Annotated in this window: 19 protein-coding genes; 4 read left to right on the top strand and 15 right to left on the bottom strand. The window is 70.1% G+C overall.

Annotated features, from left to right (window positions below):
* Positions 1-13 precede the first annotated feature (13 nt).
* The 5 genes from mdcC to mdcB form a co-directional block, all read right to left on the bottom strand.
* Positions 14-328: a malonate decarboxylase acyl carrier protein gene (gene mdcC, locus ACFSOX_RS16790; protein ID WP_378478963.1), complete on the bottom strand. Its 315-nt coding sequence runs from the start codon at positions 326-328 to the stop codon at positions 14-16.
* Between the two features lie 16 nt (positions 329-344).
* On the bottom strand, positions 345-2,009 hold the full coding sequence (mdcA, locus tag ACFSOX_RS16785; protein WP_378478962.1) for a malonate decarboxylase subunit alpha: 1,665 nt from the start codon (positions 2,007-2,009) through the stop codon (positions 345-347).
* Positions 2,010-2,032: 23 nt separating this feature from the next.
* Positions 2,033-2,866: a biotin--[acetyl-CoA-carboxylase] ligase gene (locus ACFSOX_RS16780; RefSeq protein ID WP_378478961.1), complete on the bottom strand. Its 834-nt coding sequence runs from the start codon at positions 2,864-2,866 to the stop codon at positions 2,033-2,035.
* Positions 2,867-2,884: 18 nt separating this feature from the next.
* Complete coding sequence (gene madB / locus ACFSOX_RS16775; protein WP_378478960.1) at positions 2,885-4,099, bottom strand: Na+-transporting malonate decarboxylase, carboxybiotin decarboxylase subunit; 1,215 nt, start codon at positions 4,097-4,099, stop codon at positions 2,885-2,887.
* A 167-nt stretch (positions 4,100-4,266) separates the two neighbouring features.
* Positions 4,267-5,241 carry a triphosphoribosyl-dephospho-CoA synthase MdcB gene (gene mdcB / locus ACFSOX_RS16770; RefSeq protein ID WP_378478959.1) on the bottom strand — a complete coding sequence of 325 codons (975 nt, stop codon included), beginning with the start codon at positions 5,239-5,241 and terminating at the stop codon, positions 4,267-4,269.
* 501 nt (positions 5,242-5,742) lie between these two features.
* On the opposite strand from mdcB, the gene ACFSOX_RS16765 reads away from it, so the two are divergent.
* From ACFSOX_RS16765 to ACFSOX_RS16755, 3 genes are all read left to right on the top strand, one after another.
* Positions 5,743-6,159, top strand: coding sequence for a HutP family protein (locus ACFSOX_RS16765; protein ID WP_378478958.1), 417 nt, complete (start codon positions 5,743-5,745; stop codon positions 6,157-6,159).
* 212 nt (positions 6,160-6,371) lie between these two features.
* Positions 6,372-7,136 carry an outer membrane protein gene (locus tag ACFSOX_RS16760; protein ID WP_378478957.1) on the top strand — a complete coding sequence of 255 codons (765 nt, stop codon included), beginning with the start codon at positions 6,372-6,374 and terminating at the stop codon, positions 7,134-7,136.
* Positions 7,137-7,334: 198 nt separating this feature from the next.
* Positions 7,335-7,784 (top strand): ArsC/Spx/MgsR family protein, encoded by a 450-nt coding sequence (locus ACFSOX_RS16755; RefSeq protein ID WP_378478956.1) that lies wholly within the window; start codon positions 7,335-7,337, stop codon positions 7,782-7,784.
* Here ACFSOX_RS16755 and ACFSOX_RS16750 read toward each other — a convergent pair whose 3' ends face one another.
* The 9 genes from ACFSOX_RS16750 to ACFSOX_RS16710 all read right to left on the bottom strand — a co-directional run bounded on the left by ACFSOX_RS16750 (position 7,785) and on the right by ACFSOX_RS16710 (position 16,305).
* Positions 7,785-8,156 (bottom strand): hypothetical protein, encoded by a 372-nt coding sequence (locus ACFSOX_RS16750; RefSeq protein WP_378478955.1) that lies wholly within the window; start codon positions 8,154-8,156, stop codon positions 7,785-7,787. It abuts the gene before it with no gap.
* A 71-nt stretch (positions 8,157-8,227) separates the two neighbouring features.
* Complete coding sequence (locus tag ACFSOX_RS16745; protein WP_378478954.1) at positions 8,228-9,010, bottom strand: hypothetical protein; 783 nt, start codon at positions 9,008-9,010, stop codon at positions 8,228-8,230.
* 86 nt (positions 9,011-9,096) lie between these two features.
* Positions 9,097-10,596: a tripartite tricarboxylate transporter permease gene (locus ACFSOX_RS16740; RefSeq protein WP_378478953.1), complete on the bottom strand. Its 1,500-nt coding sequence runs from the start codon at positions 10,594-10,596 to the stop codon at positions 9,097-9,099.
* 13 nt (positions 10,597-10,609) lie between these two features.
* On the bottom strand, positions 10,610-11,059 hold the full coding sequence (locus ACFSOX_RS16735; RefSeq protein ID WP_378478952.1) for a tripartite tricarboxylate transporter TctB family protein: 450 nt from the start codon (positions 11,057-11,059) through the stop codon (positions 10,610-10,612).
* Between the two features lie 16 nt (positions 11,060-11,075).
* A complete protein-coding gene (locus ACFSOX_RS16730) occupies positions 11,076-12,053 on the bottom strand; it encodes a Bug family tripartite tricarboxylate transporter substrate binding protein (protein WP_378478951.1) in 978 nt (325 codons plus the stop codon).
* Positions 12,054-12,993: 940 nt separating this feature from the next.
* On the bottom strand, positions 12,994-13,254 hold the full coding sequence (locus ACFSOX_RS16725) for a hypothetical protein (protein ID WP_378478950.1): 261 nt from the start codon (positions 13,252-13,254) through the stop codon (positions 12,994-12,996).
* Positions 13,255-13,451: 197 nt separating this feature from the next.
* A complete protein-coding gene (locus tag ACFSOX_RS16720) occupies positions 13,452-14,396 on the bottom strand; it encodes a ring-cleaving dioxygenase (RefSeq protein WP_378478949.1) in 945 nt (314 codons plus the stop codon).
* Between the two features lie 62 nt (positions 14,397-14,458).
* Complete coding sequence (locus ACFSOX_RS16715) at positions 14,459-15,100, bottom strand: alpha/beta hydrolase (RefSeq protein ID WP_378478948.1); 642 nt, start codon at positions 15,098-15,100, stop codon at positions 14,459-14,461.
* A 266-nt stretch (positions 15,101-15,366) separates the two neighbouring features.
* Complete coding sequence (locus ACFSOX_RS16710; RefSeq protein ID WP_378478947.1) at positions 15,367-16,305, bottom strand: ring-cleaving dioxygenase; 939 nt, start codon at positions 16,303-16,305, stop codon at positions 15,367-15,369.
* Positions 16,306-16,491: 186 nt separating this feature from the next.
* Here ACFSOX_RS16710 and ACFSOX_RS16705 point away from each other — a divergent pair, with 186 nt between their 5' ends.
* Positions 16,492-17,415: a LysR family transcriptional regulator gene (locus ACFSOX_RS16705; RefSeq protein WP_378478946.1), complete on the top strand. Its 924-nt coding sequence runs from the start codon at positions 16,492-16,494 to the stop codon at positions 17,413-17,415.
* A 146-nt stretch (positions 17,416-17,561) separates the two neighbouring features.
* Here the strand turns inward: ACFSOX_RS16705 and atzD are convergent, their stop codons facing one another.
* A complete protein-coding gene (gene atzD / locus ACFSOX_RS16700; protein ID WP_378478945.1) occupies positions 17,562-18,662 on the bottom strand; it encodes a cyanuric acid amidohydrolase in 1,101 nt (366 codons plus the stop codon).
* Positions 18,663-18,675: the final 13 nt, after the last annotated feature.

The raw sequence follows: 18,675 nt of genomic DNA, 5'->3' as shown, positions 1-18,675 counted from the left end.
TTCTCCTCCGGCGTCACGCCGCGGTCTCGGCGAGCGCCTGCTGCAGCCGCATGGAGACGACGGCGGGCGAGGCGTTGTTGTCGTTGATGTCGATGGCGACGTCGGCGAGCTTGGCGCGGTTCACGAAGGTCTGGACGACCTTGCGCCACACCGCGTCGAAGCCACCGACCGGCGTCGTCACCTTCACCTTCACGGCGCCGCCGAGGTCGCACGGCTCGAGGATCACCTCGAGGTCGCCGGAGCCGACCACGCCGTAGTGCACGGGCGCCGCGAGCCGCACCGCGGCGGCCTCGGCCTTGCAATCGAATTCGAGAGTGTTGAGGGCCATCGTGATTCTCCGTGGCTCACCAGTTCCGGAAACGGGCCGGCGGGTTGTAGAGGCCACCCGACCAGTCGACGAGCTCGCGCATGTTGCGGGCCGCGAGGCGATCGCGGGTGGCGGTGTCGGGATCGATGCCGAGATCCTCGGCCGTCTTGACGATGCCCTGGTCGCGCAGCCGGCGCGTCTCCTCGGGCTTCGCCTCGAGGCCGATCTCGGTGTAGCCGGCGACCGCGCGGATCGCCGCCATGCGGGTGTCGAGATTGCCGCAGCGGTTGAGGTAGGCGATGCCTTCCTCGGTGACGATGTGGGTGACGTCGTCGCCGTAGATCATCACGGGCGGCAGATCGAGCTTGGCGTTCTCGGCGAGCTTCCAGGCGTCGAGCTTGTCGACGAAGGCCGGCGCGCGCGCCTCGCCGAACGTCTCCATGCCCTGCACGACGAGCCGCTTGCCGCGCGGCATGTCGCCGATCAGCTCGTGCATGTTGGGTACCTCGCGGCCGCACTTGATCCACGAATCGGTCGAGTGGCGGCGGCCTTTGGCGTCGCAACCCATGTTCGGCGCACCGCCGAAGCCGGCGACGCGGTTGGCGGTCGCGGTCGAGGAGTTGCCGAAGCGATCGATCTGCAGGGTCGAGCCGATGAACATGTCGAGCGCGTAGTGGCCGGCCGTCTGGGCGAGCGCGCGGTTGGAGCGCAGCGAGCCGTCCGGACCGGTGAAGAACACGTCCGAGCGCGCCCGCACGTACTCCTCCATGCCGAGCTCGCCGCCGAAGCAGTAGATCGTGTCGATGAAGCCGGACTCGATCGCCGGGATCATGGTCGGGTGGGGGTTGAGGACCAGCTCGGTGCAGGCCTTGCCCTTGAGGCCCAGCTCCTCGCCGTAGGTCGGCAGCAGAAGCTCGATCGCCGAGGTGAGGAAGCCGATGCCGTGATTGATGCGCTTCACGCCGTATTCGGCGTAGATGCCCTTCAAGCACATCATCGCGAGCAGCACGTGGCGCTCGGAGAGGAGGCCCGGGTCACGGGTGAACAGCGGCTCGATGAAGAACGGCTTCGGCGACTGCACGACCGCGTCGATCCAGTCGGCCGGGATGTCGACGCGCGGCAGCTTGTCGACGATCTTGTTCACCTGGGCGATGACGATGCCCTTGCGGAACTTGGTCGCCTCGACGATGACGGGCGTGTCCTCGGTGTTGAAGCCCGTGTAGAGGTTGCCCTCGCGATCGGCCTCGTAGGCGCAGATCAGCGAGACGCGCGGCGTCAGATCGAGGCAGTAGCGGCCGAACAGCTCGAGATAGGTGTGGATCGCGCCGAGCTCGAGCTTGCCCTCGCGGATGAACTTGGCGACGCGGCCGGACTGCGGGCCGCCGAAGGCGAAGTCGAGCTTCTTGGCGATGCCCTTCTCGAACACGTCCAGATGAGCGGCGAGCGGCACCGAGGACTGCACCATGTGCAGGTCGTGGATCTTCGCGGGATCGACCTTGCAGAGCGCCTCGGCCAGGAAGTCGGCCTGCTTCTGGTTGTTGCCCTCGACATTGACCTTGTCGCCGGGCCGGATCACGGCCTCGAGCAGCGGGACGATGTCCTCGGGCTTCACCTGCTTGCCGGCCCCGATGAAGCGGGCCGCGGCTTCCATCCGCTGCGCCGTGTCACGCGCCAGCGTGTTCCATTGACGTTCGACTTTCATGTAGAACCCCCTTGAGGACGTGATCATCGGTCCACCGTGGCCGCCGCGACCGGCGCCCGGGCGTGACTGATGTCTCCGGAATGGACGAGGTGCTCGTGCCCGGCGGCATCGCGCAGCACGAGAGCGCCGTCGTCGGCGAGCGCGACGGCCGTGCCGGCGAGCGGCACGGCCGAATCAGACACGACGACGCGGCGGCCCAGCGTGCTGGCACCGCGCCGCCAGGCATCGGCGATCGGCGCGAAGCCGCGATCCTCGAGGATCGCGACCCAGGTCGAGAACGAGTCGAGACAGGCGTCGAGAACCGTGGCGCAGTCGAACGCCCGACCGGTCGCCTGTGCGAGCGAGGTGGCGATGCCGCGCAGCTCCGGCGGAAACGTCTCGGCGGCGATCGCGACGTTGAGGCCGAAGCCGACGACGACGAAGTCGACGTCGCCGTCCGTCGTCGTCGCCGCCTCGGCGAGAATGCCGCAGACCTTGCGGTCGCCGATCAGGATGTCGTTCGGCCACTTGATCGAAGCCGCCACGCCGAGCCGCGTCACCGCGTCGTGCAGCGCGACGGCCGCCAGCAGGGTCGTCTTGGACAGATCACGTCCGGGCACCCGCCGCAGCAGGAGCGAGACGCAGAGGCTCTCGTCGCGACTCGAGAACCAGCTGCGCTCGCCCTTGCCGCGTCCGGCGACCTGCTCGTCGGCGACCAGGACGGTTCCGTCCACCGCACCGGCACGCCCCAGCTCGATCAGCATCGCATTCGTCGAGTCGGCGACCGGGATGCGCAGGACGGTACGACCGATCCTGCGGTCCGGGCGATCGGCCGAGCAGAACGGCGCGACGAGCCTATCGTGAACCGGGGCGTGCACGGTGCGGAGTCCTTCGTCTCAGTGCGGCGCCACGAGGCTGATCGTCGAGGCGAAGACGCCCACGGCGATCGCCGAGACGATGAGGCCGCAGACATTGGCGCCCATCGCGACAGGCAGGATCATGGCGTAGGGATTGGCCTCGCCGACCACCTTTTGGGCGATCTTCGCCGTGGTGGGCACGCAGGACACGCCGGCGATGCCGACCACCGGGTTGAACCGGCCGCCCGAGAGCGCCCAGACCAGCCAGCCGCCGGCGAGACCGCCGATGCCGGAGACCAGGAGCGCCGTCATGCCGAGCACGAGCAGCAGCAGGACGCGGACGTCGAGCAGGGTGGAGGCTTCGCACAGGATGCCGAGCACCAGGCCGAGGATCAGGGTCGACATGTAGGTGATCGTCTTCTCCAGGAGCTCCTGGTAGGGCTCGATCTCGGCCTCCTTGATGGCGACACCGAGGAAGAAGGAGAGGATCAGCGGCGCGGCGACCGGCAGCAGCAGGCAGAGCAGTGCGGCGGCGACGATCGTGAAGATGAACTTCGACTTCTGCGAGACCTCGGGGAACTCCATCTCGATCTCCGCGCCGCGATACTTCGCCGGGACGAGAAGCTTGATCAGGTAGGGATAGCCCGCATAGGTGAGAGACAGGTACAGATAGGCGATGATGGAGATCGGAACGAAGAGATCCTTCGCCATCACGAGCGAGGCGAACAGCACCATCGGGCCGTCGGCGCCGCCGATCGAGCCGACCGCCGCCGCCTGGCCGGGGGTCAGACCGCAGTAGTAGCCGATAACGAGCGTCACGAAGGTGCCGAGCTCGGCGAAGATCGCGATCGTGATCGAAGCCCAGGGCCGCGCCAGGATGAAGGTGATGTCGGACATCGAGCCGATGCCGAAGAACAGCATGCAGGCGACGAGCGAGTTCGAGAACGTGAAGTTGTAGATCGGCTGCAGGAAGTAGATCTGCATCGCGTTCACGAGCTCGGACGGATCGGCGATCAGCGGCGACAGCATCAAGGTGCCGATCTTCTGGCCCTCGAGGAACATCACGCCGGCGTTCACGCACATCATGGCGACGCCCATCGGCACCATGATCAGGGGCTCGAGCGTGCGCTTGAAGCCCAGATAGGCGAGACCGAATCCCATGGCGATCAACGCCACCCGCGTCACTGCGATGATCGGCTCCTGGACGAACATCGTGGCGATGCCCGGGAAGACCGCGAAGAGTTGCTCCAACATCGTATTGTCCTTGTCAGTATCAGACGACCCGGGCGGGCCGGCGGACGGGGCGGCTCACGCCTCCCCGCCTCGATTCAGGGCCTTGTTCAGCAGCACGATCACGCCGATCACGGCGTACGAGATCACGGCCGTGATCGCGTAGGCCGCGAGCGTGTAGACGATGACGTTCATGGTCGGTCTCCGTTCGATGAGATGTGGCGCTCCGCGCCGCCGAGGCAGAAGCTCCGCGTCGCGGATTCGGGAAAGGTGCCGTGCTCGATCAGATGCGCGCCGACCGTCACGGAGAGCAGATCCGCGGCGCCGCCGGGGCTGATGCGCCGGGCGATGCAGGCCGCGTCGAGCCGCTCGATCGCGGCGACGCCGGCGGGCGTCAGGGCACCGCCGAGGTCCATCACGCGGCGCGCCTCGGCGCGGACGAAGTCGAGCGCCGCCGGGCCGCCGCGCCACATCACGGTGGTGTCGTCGGCGACCGCGATCAGCGCGATCAGCGCATGGACGAGCGCGCGGTCGAGACCGTGGCCGGCGGCGAGCGCGGTGCGCAACGCCGGCAGGCCGCAATCGAGCACGGTGGGGAAGCCGGCCTCGACCTCGCCGCGGATGCCGAGCGTGCCGTGACGACGGAACAGGATCTCGCCAGCGGTGCGCGGCGTGCCGGTGCGGCCGTGCAGCTCGCGGGCGCACAGGCCTTCGGTGATGGCGCCGACCGTCCGCAGCACGTCCTCGGCGCGCGGCATGTCGGTGGTCCGGCTGACGCAGCCGGCCGCGGCGGCGAGCAGGCCCGCGCAGAACAGCGCGCCGCGCTGGGTGTTGACGCCGTTGGTGGCGCCGAGCAGCGCGGCATCGTGATCACGTCCGACGGCGCGGACGGCCGGCAGCAGATCGCGGAGCCGGCCGCGATGCGAGCGACCGAGCGCGGCGCACTGGAACAGGCAGGGCGCGATCGCGGCCGAGGAGAGCATGAAGGTGCGCACGTCCATGTCGGCGTGCGCACCCATGGAGCGCGGCGTCACCAGGCCGGGTTTCGGGTGGGAGCAGACCTCGAGGAGCAGCCCGGCGAGCGCCGCCGACCCGATCCGCCAGGCGGCGGCGTCGAGCAGAGCGGGACAGACGGGCGTGTCCGGAAGGACGGGAGAGCAACCCACGACGACACTCCTGCGCTCGCGGGTCCGGACGACGTCGTCGTCGGACGCGGCAAAGGGCGCAGCGCGCGTGCCGGAAGGCACGTCACGGCTGGAGAAACGCCGTCGCTAGGTTCGCGTGGTCACTTGGCGGGGATCGGATCGCTTCGGGCGTCGCGTCGTCGGACCAGGGTCTCGGGACTCGCCGCTCGAAGGAGCCGCAGGAACTGTCGTGGCCGATCTCTGAGTTTCGCGTGCTCCGTGAGCGCGGCCATCCGTCACGGGACGACGGCAATCTGTTCCTGTCGACCCGGACTGTCAATCAGCGGTCGGGCAAGCAGAATCACGGATGGGGCGAATCCGGTGTCCCTGATTTTTCGAGCTGTTTCGACGAGCCCGGCGAAAAACGCACGGCCGCGATGATCAGCAGGAATGCGACTTCTTCGGCGCGCTCGGGAGCGCTATCAATCGCGCCACGCCGTGACGGGACGGCGCCTCGCTCCCCCGATCCCGAAGGTGATCTCCATGGACATCGCCACCGACCGCATCGGCAAGCTGGCTCTGATCACGGCCATGTCGAGCGACGACGAAGAAGTCCGAATCAAAAACTCGCTGAAGGACGACCCGCATCTCCGTCTCACCGTCACCTATGTGAGCGGCCGCAAGGGCGACATCGAGCGGGTGTTCGTGCGCTCGCTGATCGGCGCCGCCCTCAAGGCCGACACGGTGCCGGAGCGGGCCGGGCCGATCCACGCGATCATTCACGCCGGGCTGGAGGCCTGGCACGGGCTCACCCACGCCGTCGTCGACAGCTCCAGCCTGAAGATCAAGGTCGCCATCGTGTCGGACGGCAGGTGGCTGGCGATCGCCGCCTACGGCGACTCCGCCATGCATCAGCTCACCAATCATGAGCGGATCGGCTTCGGCGCCATGCATCTGTGACGGCTCCCGTGTCCGCGCCGGGCGACGCGGGGCGCGGGGCGCGGGGCGCGGGCGCCGAGACCGCCCACCTCGATCATCGCGCACATTCCTCAACCCCTTGTTAACGCTCCATTAACTACGCCTGGGGATGCGCCCCGGTGTGGCAAAATTGACACCAATTTTTCGACGGTTCGAGTCAGATTGCGTCCACCTGAGAACGAGGGGTTGGACCAATGAAGAAGATTCTGATGGCGACGGTCGCGACCGTCATGTCGATTGGCGTCGCCGGCGCCGCGGACCTCTCGGCCCGCATGCCCGTGAAGGCCCCGCCGCCCGTGATGGCGCCGGTGTTCTCGTGGACCGGCTGCTACATCGGCGGCTATGTCGGCGGCGCCTGGTCGGGCAGCGACTCGACCGCCTACCCGTACACGGCCGGCTTCGCCAACGCCTATGGCTATGCCTACAACACCGACTCGAGCTTCATCGGCGGCGGCACGGTGGGCTGCAACTGGCAGCCGGTCGGCTCGCCCTTCGTGCTCGGCCTCGAGGGCGAGCTCGGCTACCTGAGTGTCGAAGGCTCGGCCTACGATCCGCTGCGCGGCACTGGCTACTGGGCGTCCAGCAAGGCCGGCGACTGGTACGGCATGATCACCGGCCGGCTCGGCTACTCGTTCGGCCAGGCGCTCCTCTACGCCAAGGGCGGCGTCGCCTTCGTGGGCGTCGAGAGCACCTACACGATCCCGACCGCGTCGGTGTCGATCAGCGACACGGTCGCCACCTGGACGGTCGGCGGCGGCCTCGAGTGGGCGTTCGACATGAACTGGAGCGTCAAGGCCGAGTACATGTATATCGGCCTCGACGAGACGCAGGGCGCCTGCGGCTCGACCACGGCAGTCGTCGGCTGCTTCTCGCAGGACGTCGGCGGCATCCACACCGCCAAGATCGGCCTGAACTACCGGTTCGGCGGGATGGGCGCCCCGGTGATGGCGCGCTACTGACACGGTCGACCGCGACTCCGACCCTCCGGGCCGAAGTCCCAACAGAGGCCGCGTCGGGTGAAACGGCAAGGGCTCCGAGGTCTCCTCGGGGCCCTTTGCCATTTCGGCCCCGTTGACGCGGAACACCCGCCGCGACCCGCCGGCCCGTCGCTTGCTTCTCCGGCTCTCGGGCAGCGGCCGGATGGAGGGTTTGCGACAATGGCGACGGTGGTCTTCTGGGAGAAGCCCGGCTGCGGCGGCAATGCGCGCCAGAAGGCGCTGCTGCGCGCCTCGGGCCACGAGGTCGAGGTTCGTGATCTGCTCGGCGAGCCGTGGACGGCGGAGCGACTGCGCCCCTTCTTCGGCGAGCGGCCCGTGACGGCGTGGTTCAACGGCTCGTCGCCGCGGGTGAAGTCCGGCGAGGTGGTGCCGGCCCTGCAGACCGCCGAGACGGCGATCGCCCTGATGCTCGCCGATCCGCTGCTGATCCGCCGGCCGCTGATGCAGGTCGGCGAGCGCCGCGAGGCGGGCTTCGACCCGGCTCTCGTCGACGCCTGGATCGGCCTCGCGCCGACCCGGCAGACCGTCACGGACCAATGCCCGAAGGACGACCCGCTCCACGCGGTCGCCTGCCGGGCCGCCGACGCGGCCGGCGCGTCCTGGTCCTGATCAGCCGCCGACCAGGGTCCGGACCATCGTTCGAAGGCCGGCCGGCCGATCGACCGGGCCGATCTCGACCACCAGGCGGAAGCCGAGATTGGCGGGCGGCACGCCGCAATCGACCGTGGTCGGCCGCGTCTCGCCCGAGGCGTCGAGCGCGGCCCACGCGACGCAGATCTCGGTCCACGCCCACACGTTGCCGGCGACGGCGGCGAGCCCCTTCGCATTGCTGCCAAAACGGCCGACCGACTGCGGCGCCGTCGGGCCGGTCTCGTGCGGCAGCTCCGGCGGCGCCGGGAGGGCCAGAAACGCGACGCCACCGGCCACCAGCGGCCCGGCGCGCGCGGCCGCGGTGAGCTTCGGTCCCGACGCCAGCAGCATGGCCGATCCTCCGAGCCCGGTTCTCCGACGCATGAGGTGACAGCGCCGGGCGGACTCGACTCTCGGACCGCTCAGTCGGCACGCCCGTCGATGTAGCGGACGAACAGCGGGCGCCCGGCGAGGCCGCGGCCGAACCCCTGCGAGAACCGCAGCCGCTCGCAGCCGTCGAGGCTCGCCGTGATGGCGGCGCGATAAGCCTCGCGGGTCTCCTTCGAGGCTCCTTTGGTGGCGTAGGTGACGGAGGGCGGTCCCATCAGGCGGCCGTCACGAGAGAGGCCGAACCGCACCGTCATCTCCATGCCGGGCTTGCGCTCGCTCTCGGCCGGCGGCGTCCAGCAGGCGCGCAGCGCCGCGAACAGCGTCTGCACCGTATCGACCGGCCCGTCGGGCGGCGCGGCGTCCGGCGTCTTCGCGGTGTCGATGGTGAGCCGCAGGCTGCTCGGCAGGCAGCCCCCGGTGCCGCAGTCGGGCGCGGCGCCGCCGAGCACCGCCCCGGCGCCGATCGTCGCGGCTTCGGCAGCCCCCGCCCCGGCCGCAGCACCGCGCCGCTCGCGGGCCGGCGGCGAGACCAGAACCGGGACGTCGCCCGGTCCACGCCGGTACATCGGCACGTCGCGGGCGGCCGGTCCCGGCGCGATGCGGCCGCCGCCGATGCCGACGCCGCCCGGCGTCCAGCCCTGCACGGGCGCGCCCGGCGCGATCGGCATGCCGCCCGGCCCCGGCGTCGTGGTGAGCTGGGCCAGGGCGATGTCCGGCGCGAGGGCGGCGAGCAGGCCCAGAGCCGGCAAGACGACGGTCGGCAAGACGACGAGACGGCACGGCATGGCGACCTCCGGGACGACGGCAGTCGCCATTGTGCGCGCGGCGACCTCCTGCGTCACGGGCAACGAGATCCCCCCGCACGCCGTTCATCCCGCGAAGGCGGTGGTCCCGTCGCCGCCTACTCCGCCAGCGCCTCCTTGCGCTTCTTGAAGACGGTCGGCGACAGCAGCACCAGGATCAGCAGCGCCGCGACGCCGAGCAGGGTCGCGCTGATCGGCCGCTGCACGAACACGGCGAAATCGCCGTCGGACAGCATCATGGCGCGGCGGAAGTTCTCCTCGAGCTGCGGCCCGAGCACGAGGCCGAGCAGCAGCGGCGCCGGCTCCGCCCCGACCTTGATGAAGAAGTAGCCGATCAGCCCGCAGGCCAGCATCAGCCAGATGTTGAACACGCTGTTGGCGATGCCGTAGGTGCCGATGCAGCACAAAAGCGCGATCGCCGGGAACAGCAGCCGGTAGGGGATCTTCAGCATCGACACCCAGATCCCGACCAGCGGCAGGTTGATGATCAGGAGCATCAGGTTGCCGACCCACATCGAGGCGATGACGCCCCAGACGAGCTGCGGCTGCTCGGTCATGATCTGCGGGCCCGGCTGGATGCCGTGCATCATCAGGGCGCCGATCATCAGGGCCATCAAGGCGTTCGCCGGAATGCCCAGCGTCAGGAGCGGGATGAAGCTCGTCTGCGCGCCGGCATTGTTGGCGGCCTCGGGCGCCGCGACGCCCTCGATCGCGCCGTGGCCGAACATCGCCTTGTTCTTCGAGATCTTCTTCTCCAGCGCATAGGCCGTGAACGGCGGCAGCGCGGCGCCGCCGCCGGGCAGCACGCCGAGGATCGAGCCGATCAGGGTGCCGCGCGTCATCGCCGGGAATGCCGCCTCGAGGTCGGCGCGGCTCGGGATCAGGTCGCGCACCTTCTGGCTGACCACCTGACGCATCGGCGGCCGTTCCAGATTGGCCATGATCTCGCCCAGCCCGAACAGGCCCATGGCGACCGGGACGAAGTCGATACCGTCGCCGAGCTCGGCGACCCCGAAGGTCATGCGAGCCGCGCCGGACGAGACGTCGATGCCGATCAGCCCGAGCAGCAGGCCGAGCAGCACCATGGCGAGCGCTTTCATGACCGAGCCGTGCGCGAGGATCACGGCGGCGAGCAGGCCGAGCACCAGGAGCGAGAAGTACTCGACCGCCGTGAACTTCAGCGCCAGCACCGACAACGGCAGGCTGAGCAGACAGATTACGACGGTCGCGATGGTGCCGGCATAGAACGAGGAGATGGCGGCGATCGCCAGCGCCGGCCCGGCGCGGCCGTTCTGCGCCATCTTGTGGCCGTCCAGGCAGGTGACGACCGACGAGGTCTCGCCCGGCACGTTGACCAGAATGGCCGTGGTCGAGCCGCCGTACTGAGCGCCGTAGAAGATGCCGGCCAGCATGATGAAGGCCGAGGTCGGCGCGAGCCCGAACGTGAACGGCAGCAGGAGCGCGACGGTCGGGATCGGGCCGATGCCGGGCAGCACCCCGATGGCGGTGCCGATGATCACGCCGATCAGGCAGTAGAGCAGGTTGATCGGCTCGACCGCGGTGGCGAGGCCGAGCGCGAGATTGCCGAACAGGTCCATGGCGGTCGTCTCCTCACCAGGGCCAGATCGGCACCGGAAGCTTCAGGGCTTGGACGAACAGGAGCACGGCCCCGACCGCCATGGCGCTGCCGAACAGCACGGTCTCCAGCGGCCGCGTCTCGCGGCTGGCGAAGCCGGCGATCACGATGGTGACGACCGACGCGATCATCAGTCCCGCCGTGGTGACGAGCAGCGCGAAGGCGGCGACCGCCGTGAGGATGAACACGACGGCGCGCGCCTGTGGCGGCGCGATGCGCTTGAACGGCGCGAGAAGCCCGCGCACGACGAAGAACAAGCCGAAGCCGAGCACCGCGACGGCGATCGCCCGCGGCATGTAGCCCGGCCCCATGTTGGCCGCCGTTCCGACCCGCAAGCTCCAGGTCGCGATCCCCGTGAACACGGCGACCGCCACCAGGAACAGGCCGAACAGCAGATCCTGCAGATCGATCCGGCGGCCATCCATGGCGCTTCGCGCTCCCTCACTCGCCCTTGATGCCGTTCTCGCGAACGACCGCGCCGAGAGTCTTCACGTTGTCGGCGAACCAGGTGCGGAACGCCGCCGGGCCGTCGGCCTTCACGGTGCCGCCGAGATCGGCGATCTTCTGGGCGATGTCCGGGCTCGCGAGGATCTTCTTCAGCTCGGTGTCGAGCTTGGCGACGAGCTCGGGCGGCGAGCCGGCCGTCACCATCAGGCCCTGCCAGGTGCCGGCGTCACCGGCCGGCAGCTTGGCCTCGTCGAAGGTCGGGAGATCCGGCGCGGACTTCAGCCGCTCGGGGCCGGAAACCGCGAGACCGACGAGCTGGTTGTTCTTGACGAAAGGCAGCGTCGCCGTGACGCCGTTGAAGATCACCTGGCTCTCGCCCGACACCACGGCGCGGGTCGCGGCGGCGCCGCCGCGATACGGCACGTTCTTCCACTCGATGCCGAGCGCCTTGGCGATGCGGATCGGGGTGACGTGATTCATGCCGCCGATGCCGGAGTTGGCGACCGCGAGCTTGCCCGGATTGGCCTTGGCCCAGCTGATCAGCTCGGCGACCGACTTGGCCGGCGTCGCCGGGCTGACGGCCAGCACATAGGGCGCGAACATGATCATGCCGACCGGAGCCAGATCCTTCTGCGGATCGAAGGTGAGGTCGGGGAACAGGCTCGGGGCCAGCGCCAGCGTGCCGACGTCGAGCAGCAGCAGCGAATGGCCGTCCTTCGGCGCCTTGGCGACCGCGTCGGCGCCGATATTGCCGGAGCCGCCCGGCTTGTTCTCGACGACCACGGCCTGACCGATCGCCTCCTGCAGCTTGGGCGCGATCAGGCGCGCCAGGATGTCGGAGGTGCCGCCGGGCGCGTAGGGCACCACGATGCGCACCGCGCGACTGAAGGTCTGCTGCGCCTCGGCGGGCGCCGGCAACAGGGCCGCGCCGGCGAGCGCCGCGGCGACGACGAAACCCAACGATCTGATCATATGCGTCCTCGTGATGGCCGGTCGGATGGAAGACGGTGTCGACGAGCGGACGTGCGGAGCGACGACGAGCAGGGCGAGAGAGCGGAACGAAGGGAGCAGGAGTAGGGATCAAGACGTCGGAGGACGGATCTGTCGTCGAGCGCGCGACCACGTCGAAAGTCGGACGGGTCGAGTCGTTCGGATCTAGTCCGGGCCAGCGAACTTCGGAATCCGGATGACCGCGTGCTCATGGTCGATCATTCCGTCGAGGAAGTCGATGGCCTGTCTGCGAGCCACTTCTCGTCTTACGTCATACGTCGGATGACGATGCTGTCGAACAGATCACGTGATGATCGAGATCGTGATTTGATGGTGTCGCGTTCGGACAACGCCGCTGGTCGCGCAGCGTCGCGGCCCGCCGCGTCGGTGCGACGACGCGTCGGTCCCGTGCGACCGCCGCCGCGGGCCCGATCGGACGGGAAGGAACGACGGGACGTCTCTCACGAACCGGGTGCGACGACGGCGGTCGTCCCGACGAGGCGCCGGCCGGCACACCCGGCACCGGCGAGGCGATCGGCCCGGATCGGAAGGCTCCGGCAAGCGGGACGGCGGCGTCTGCCCGGCATGCGGCGGGATCGGCGAGGTGGTTCAGGGGACCGGCGGCGCCCGAGGCCGAGGCGAGCACGGCACGGCGGCCGCCGACCGGCCGCGCGACCGCGCCTCATGCGGGTCGTGCCCGCACGTCGCGGACATCCACGATCCGATGCCGACGCCGAAACAGGGTGCCGGCACCGAAGCGGCGGGAGAATGACCGAGACGCGCCGGCCATGACCGCGGCGGACGTCAGCTCGACAAATCGACACGCGATCGGCAAATCACGGCACGGCGCTCACGGACATCCGGCGGCCCGGAGAGCCGCCACGCCCGTCGTCGTGTCGGAATCTCGTGTTCGAACAGCCCGTCAGGAGCCGCGCTTCACCGTGGTGATCTCGGTGCAGTTCATGTTGCCCCAGGCGGTGCGGTTGCACTGTCTGGTGCTGACATACTGGATGCGCGGCGGCTCGGGCTTGGCGGCGACGACAGGCTCGCTCGGCGTCGGGGCGGCGACCGCGGCGGACACCGGATTCGGCGACACGGCGAGGGTCTTGGCGCCCGGATAGGGCATCTTGAAGACGGCGACGAGGGTCAGCACCACGACGGCAAGCGCGTAGATGATATTCATAGAACACTCCAAATCCGAGGCGTCGGCAAATTTCACCGGGCCGGACCCGCGCCGGCCCATGTTCGAATCGACCGGACGATGATTCCCCGATCCGGTTTAAGTCATACTAACATACCTCGGACGGAATGGAGAAATCGCCCGTCGCGGCGTTCCGTCGCGGCGGGCGATGCAGAGCCGAATCCGGAGCGGCCGGACCGTCACAAGGGCGTGAGGCCGGCCTCGATCTCGGCCCGCCGCGGCTCGAGGAACGGCGGCAGCGCGAGCCGCTCGCCCAAGACCTCCAGGGGCTCGTCGACCGCGAAGCCCGGCCCGTCGGTGGCGATCTCGAACAGGATGCCGTTCGGCTCGCGGAAATAGAGGCTGCGGAAGTAGTAGCGGTCGACCGGGCCGCTCGACGGCACGCGCATGCGGCGCAGCCGCTCGGCCCAGTCCTGATAGGCCTCGTCCGGCACCCGGAACGCGACGTGGTGAACGCCACCGGCGCCGGGTCCGGCGACCGGCCGCCCGGGCTCGACCGCGACATGCAGCTCGGCGGCCGGTCCGCCCGGCCCCATCGCATAGACATGCGTCCGGGAGCCGGGATGGCCGGGCGTCTCGTAGTCGCGCTCGCGCCGCATGTTCATCAGCGCGGTCAGCACCGCATCGGTGGGGCCGAGATCCGGCACCGAGATCGTGATCGGCCCGAGCCCGCGAATCTGGTGCGCGGCCGGCACCGGGCTGCCGGCCCAGGCATGCGCGTCGCCGGCGCCGCCGTCGTCGATGAGGCTGAGGCGTTGGCCCTCGAAGTCCTCGAGGTCGAGCGTCGCGCGGCCGTCGCGCAGCACGATGTCGCCATGCGTCACGCCGGCGGCGGCGAGCCGCGCCTTCCACCAGACGAGGCTCGCCTCGCCGGCGACCCGCAGGCCGGTGCCGGTGATGCTGTGGGTGCCGCGCTGCTCCCGCCCGACCGGCCAGTCGAAAAAGGTGAGGTCGGAGCCGGGCGAGGCGAGGCCGTCGGCATAGAACAGGTGATAGGCCGAGACGTCGTCCTGATTCACGGTCTTTTTCACGAGCCGCATTCCGAGCGTGCCCGTGTAGAAGGCGTGGTTGCCGGGCGCGTCCGCCGTCACGGCAGTGAGATGATGGATGCCGGTGAGCTGCATGGGGGGTGCCTTTCTGAGTCCGTATCGGGCTTTGAATCGTGGGTCACGGGTCGGTGGGCGGCTCAGCCGAGCCGCGCCAGGAACTGGGCCGCAAGCGCAAGGTCGGCGCGGCCGAGACCGTGGCCGGCCGGCACGGTGCGCAGCGTCACGTCGGCACCGGCCGCCGTCAGGGTCGCCGCGAGCTTCTCCGGATCGCCCGGCGGCATGATCGGGTCGGCGTCGCCGGCGACGATCAGCACCGGCGTGCCGGCGAGCCCGGTCGCGGCGGGCGCCGGGTCGAGCGGCACCATGGCGCGCAACAGCACGGCACCCGACAGCACGCCGGGGTGAAGCTGCAGCAGCGCCGCCGCGATGTTCGCGCCGTTGGAGAAGCCGAGCGCGACGGGCGCGGCGATCCCGTATTTTTCCCGCGCCGCGCCGACGAACATGGCGAGGTCGGCGGCGCGGCGGCGCACGTCGTCCTGGTCGAGCACGCCCTCGGCGAGACGTCGAAAGAAGCGCGGCGCCCGCCCCTCCAGCACGTTGCCGCGCGGCGACAGCAGCGCCGCCCCGGGCGCCAGCGACTGCCCGAGCCCGATCAGATCGGTCTCGTCGCCGCCGGTGCCGTGCAGCAGCAACAGCGGCGGCCGGCCCGGTCGGGTGGCCGGAACGAAGCGGTGGACATGCAGATCGAGCGCGGAGGTCTTGGTCGTTGCGACGGACATTTCGGCCTCGGGGGTGAGGGTCATGTGATGAAGTGGATTCACAAACCGGCGCGGCTCACCTCTCCCCGCCTGCGGGGAGAGGTCGACGTTCGCGCGATCAGCGCGGACGGCGGGTGAGGGGGCGTCGCCGCGAGTCTCTGCGTCTGAGTCTCAGCATCCAGCTCTCTGCCTTGCGGAAGCGCCCCCTCACCCGACTCGGACCTTCGGTCCGGGCCACCCTCTCCCCGCGCGCGGGGAGAGGGACCGCGTCGCACCGGTTCGGGCCGTCACGCCACCTGCGGCAGCACGGCCTCGATGGCGGCGCGCCGGCCCTCGTATCGGGCCGGCAGCTTGAGCGCCGTGCCGAGGGCCGCGACCGGCTCGTCCACGGCGAAGCCGGGCACATCGGTCGCGATCTCGAACAGCACGCCGCCCGGCTCGCGGAAATAGACCGAGCGGAAGTAGTTGCGGTCGCGCTGCTCGGTGGTGCGCAGCCCGTGCTCGGCCGAAAGCCGCGTCACCATCGCGGCCTGCGCCGCGTCGTCGGCCGCCCGGAAGGCGACATGGTGGACCGAGCCGGCGCCGAGCCGGCCGCGGAACGGAGCGCCGGCCCGGTGCAGGTCGACGATGGCGCCCGGCGTGTCATCGGAGGCGTCCGCCGCGCGATAGCGCACCACGTCCTCGTCGCGGGCGACTTCCGCGAAGCCGAGCACGCCGGTTAGGATCGCGCCCGTCGGCGCCGTGTCGGCGACCAGGAGGCCGACCGAATGGACCCCGCGGATCGCCACCTCGGCCGGGATCTCGGCCGTGCTCCACGCCGGCTCGCGTTCGATGCCGGGCACGCCGACGAGGGCGAGCCGGGTGCCGTCCGGATCGCGGAAGCGGATCACGGTCTCGCCGAAGCGCTTCGCCGGCGCCTCGTGGCGAAGCCCCGCCTCGACCAGCCGGTGCGTCCAGAACGCGATCGCCGTCTCCGGGATGCGCAGCGCCGTCTCGATCGTCTCGCCGACGCCCGACTGGCCGGGGGCGGTGTGCTCCCACGGGAAGAACGTGACGATGGTGCCGGGCCGGCCGGTCTCGTCGCCGTAATAGAAGTGATAGGTGCCGGGATCGTCGAAGTTGACGGTCTTCTTGACCAGCCGCAGGCCGAGCGTCCGCGTGTAGGTGTCGAGGTTGCGGTGGGCGCGACCAGCCATGATGGTCACATGATGAATGCCGTGGGCCATGGGGGTGATCTCCAGGTGTCTCCGCGGGTGTCTCCGGGGATGCCGGGATGTCCCGGCGCGGGCTCGCCCGCTTCTGTCCCGCCCAAGATGGCAGCCCGACCGCCGCCGCGCCATTGCGTCGACGCAATCCTTGAAGTGCAGAACCGCCTGCTGTATTGCGGCCACGGAAACAGCGAGGCACCCCCGATGCCCGACTCCCAAAAATCCCTGGCCTGGGACGACTTTCGCCTGATCAAGGCGATCGCCGACGCCGGCACCCTGCCGGCCGCGGCCGGGCTGCTCGGCATCAACCACTCGACCGTGTTCCGAAGGCTCGGTCAGATCGAGGAGGCTCTCGGCACGCCGCTGTTCGAGCGCCATCGCTCCGGCTACGCCGCGACCGCGGCCGGCGAGGAGATGATCGCGCTCGCCCGCCGCATGGACGAGGACGTCGCCGCCGTCACGCGTCGGCTCGCCGGCCAGGCCGTGACGCCCTCGGGCGAGCTGCGAGTGACGACCAACGACTCGCTGCTCGTCCATCTGCTCACGCCGCTGTTCGCCAAGTTCCGCATCGCCTGCCCGGACGTGCGGCTCGACATCGTGCTGACCAACCAGGCCCTCAACCTCTCCAAGCGCGACGCCGACGTGGCGATCCGGGCGACCGACCAGCCGCCCGAGACCCTGGTCGGCCGGCGCGCCGCGACCATCGCCTGGGCACTCTACGGCCGCGCCGTCGACTTCCCGGAGGGCGCGCCCGCCGACGCGGAAGCGCTGCACGGGCGCGACTGGATCGCGCTCGGCGAGCACCTCGCCGCCCTGCAGGCCGTCAAGTATGTCCGCGCCAACGTGGCACCGGAGCGCGTCGCCTACCGGGTGAACTCGGTGCTGGGGCTCGCCGAGGCGGTGGAGAGCGGGCTCGGCATCGGCCACCTGCCCTGCCTGATCGGCGACGCCCGGCCGGCCCTCGTCCGCCTCGCGCCGCCCGACCCGGCGCTTGCGGCCGATCTCTGGCTCTTGACCCATCCGGATCTCCGCCACGCCGCCCGGGTGCGGGTGTTCCTCGATTTCCTCGCCGCCGAGCTCGCCAAGCTGCGCCGCTTCATCGCCGGCGAGCAGCCCCAGACGGGATGAGCAGACTCATCGCCGCCCCCGGAGCTCGTCATGCCCGCGCTCCTCGCGGGCATCCACGTCTTGCGGCGCCTATAATGAAAGATCGTGGATGGCCGGGACGAGCCCGGCCATGACGAATCCTTTGGCTTCTTCCACCAGTGACCCGGTCACCCCGCCCGCGTGGCGATGACGGCGACCGGGCCGCCGCCATCGGGGCCCTGATGCTCGGCGCCGCCGGAGACGTAGATCTCGGCGTGGCCGACCAGGCCGGCGAGCGCGCCACAGACGAAGGCGCGGGCGTGGCGGGTGGCGGAGATGTCGGAATCGTCCAGCATGGTGTGGCGGTGGCCGCGGATCTTGCCGTCGTGGCTCGCCTCGGCCTTCGAGAGCAGCGCGACGAGGCGACCGCGCTCGGCGGGCGAGAGCTGGCCGTCGGCCGAAAAGCCGAGGCGGCGCAGCGCGGCGCGCACCGGCTCGACGTCGATGCCGTCGGCCATCACGGCGTGATCGATCACCAGCGGCCCGGCCCAGGCCGGAGACGACCCGAGCACGACGATCTCGTGATCCAGAAGCTCGATGCCGGACGAGCACGAGGCGCGGCCGGACCACAGCGACCAGTCGGTCGCGATCTTGTCGTCCGTGATCTGATCACGTGCGATCTCGCCGAGCGCGACGGCGACCCCCAGCGCACTCGCGGCGCGCGACAGCCCCATCGACTTGAGCGTGTCGCGGGTCGAAACCGTCTCGCCTTTCGCCTCGGCCTCGCCGATGCGGCGGAGCGTGAGCAGCGGGCACTTGATCTGGACGAAGTGAACGTCGGCCGGATCCGTGATGCCGGCATCCGCCATCGCGGCCCGCACACCCGCCGCCACCATGTCGACCTCGGCGACGCGGCCGAGATCGCCGAAGGGCAGCACCGGCGTGCGGGTGCGGCCGATGGCGAGCGCCACCCCGTTCGGCCCCTCGACGGTGTCGCGCCGCTCGAACACGGTCCAGTGCGGCGACATCCCGCCCTCGGTGCCGCCCGACATCACCAGGCAGACGGCGTGCGCGGCCTCGGCACTCATATGCCGCTGCAGCATCAGGCCGAGCGACTGGGTCGCGAAGCCGCGGGCGAAATCGTTGACGCAGCCGTTCCCCTCGGTCTTGCCGAAGATGGCGACGATGCCGGCCGGATCGATACGGCCGTCCGAGATGGCGTTCTCGATGCCGGACACGTCGTCGGGCGCGGCAGCGGCGATGCGGTGGACATAGGCACGGCGGGTCATGATCGACACTCGA

It is taken from the genome of Rhodoplanes azumiensis, assembly GCF_042682915.1.
Classification (GTDB): Bacteria; Pseudomonadota; Alphaproteobacteria; order Rhizobiales; family Xanthobacteraceae; genus Rhodoplanes; species Rhodoplanes azumiensis.
This window is presented reverse-complemented; position numbering and strand designations above follow the sequence as displayed.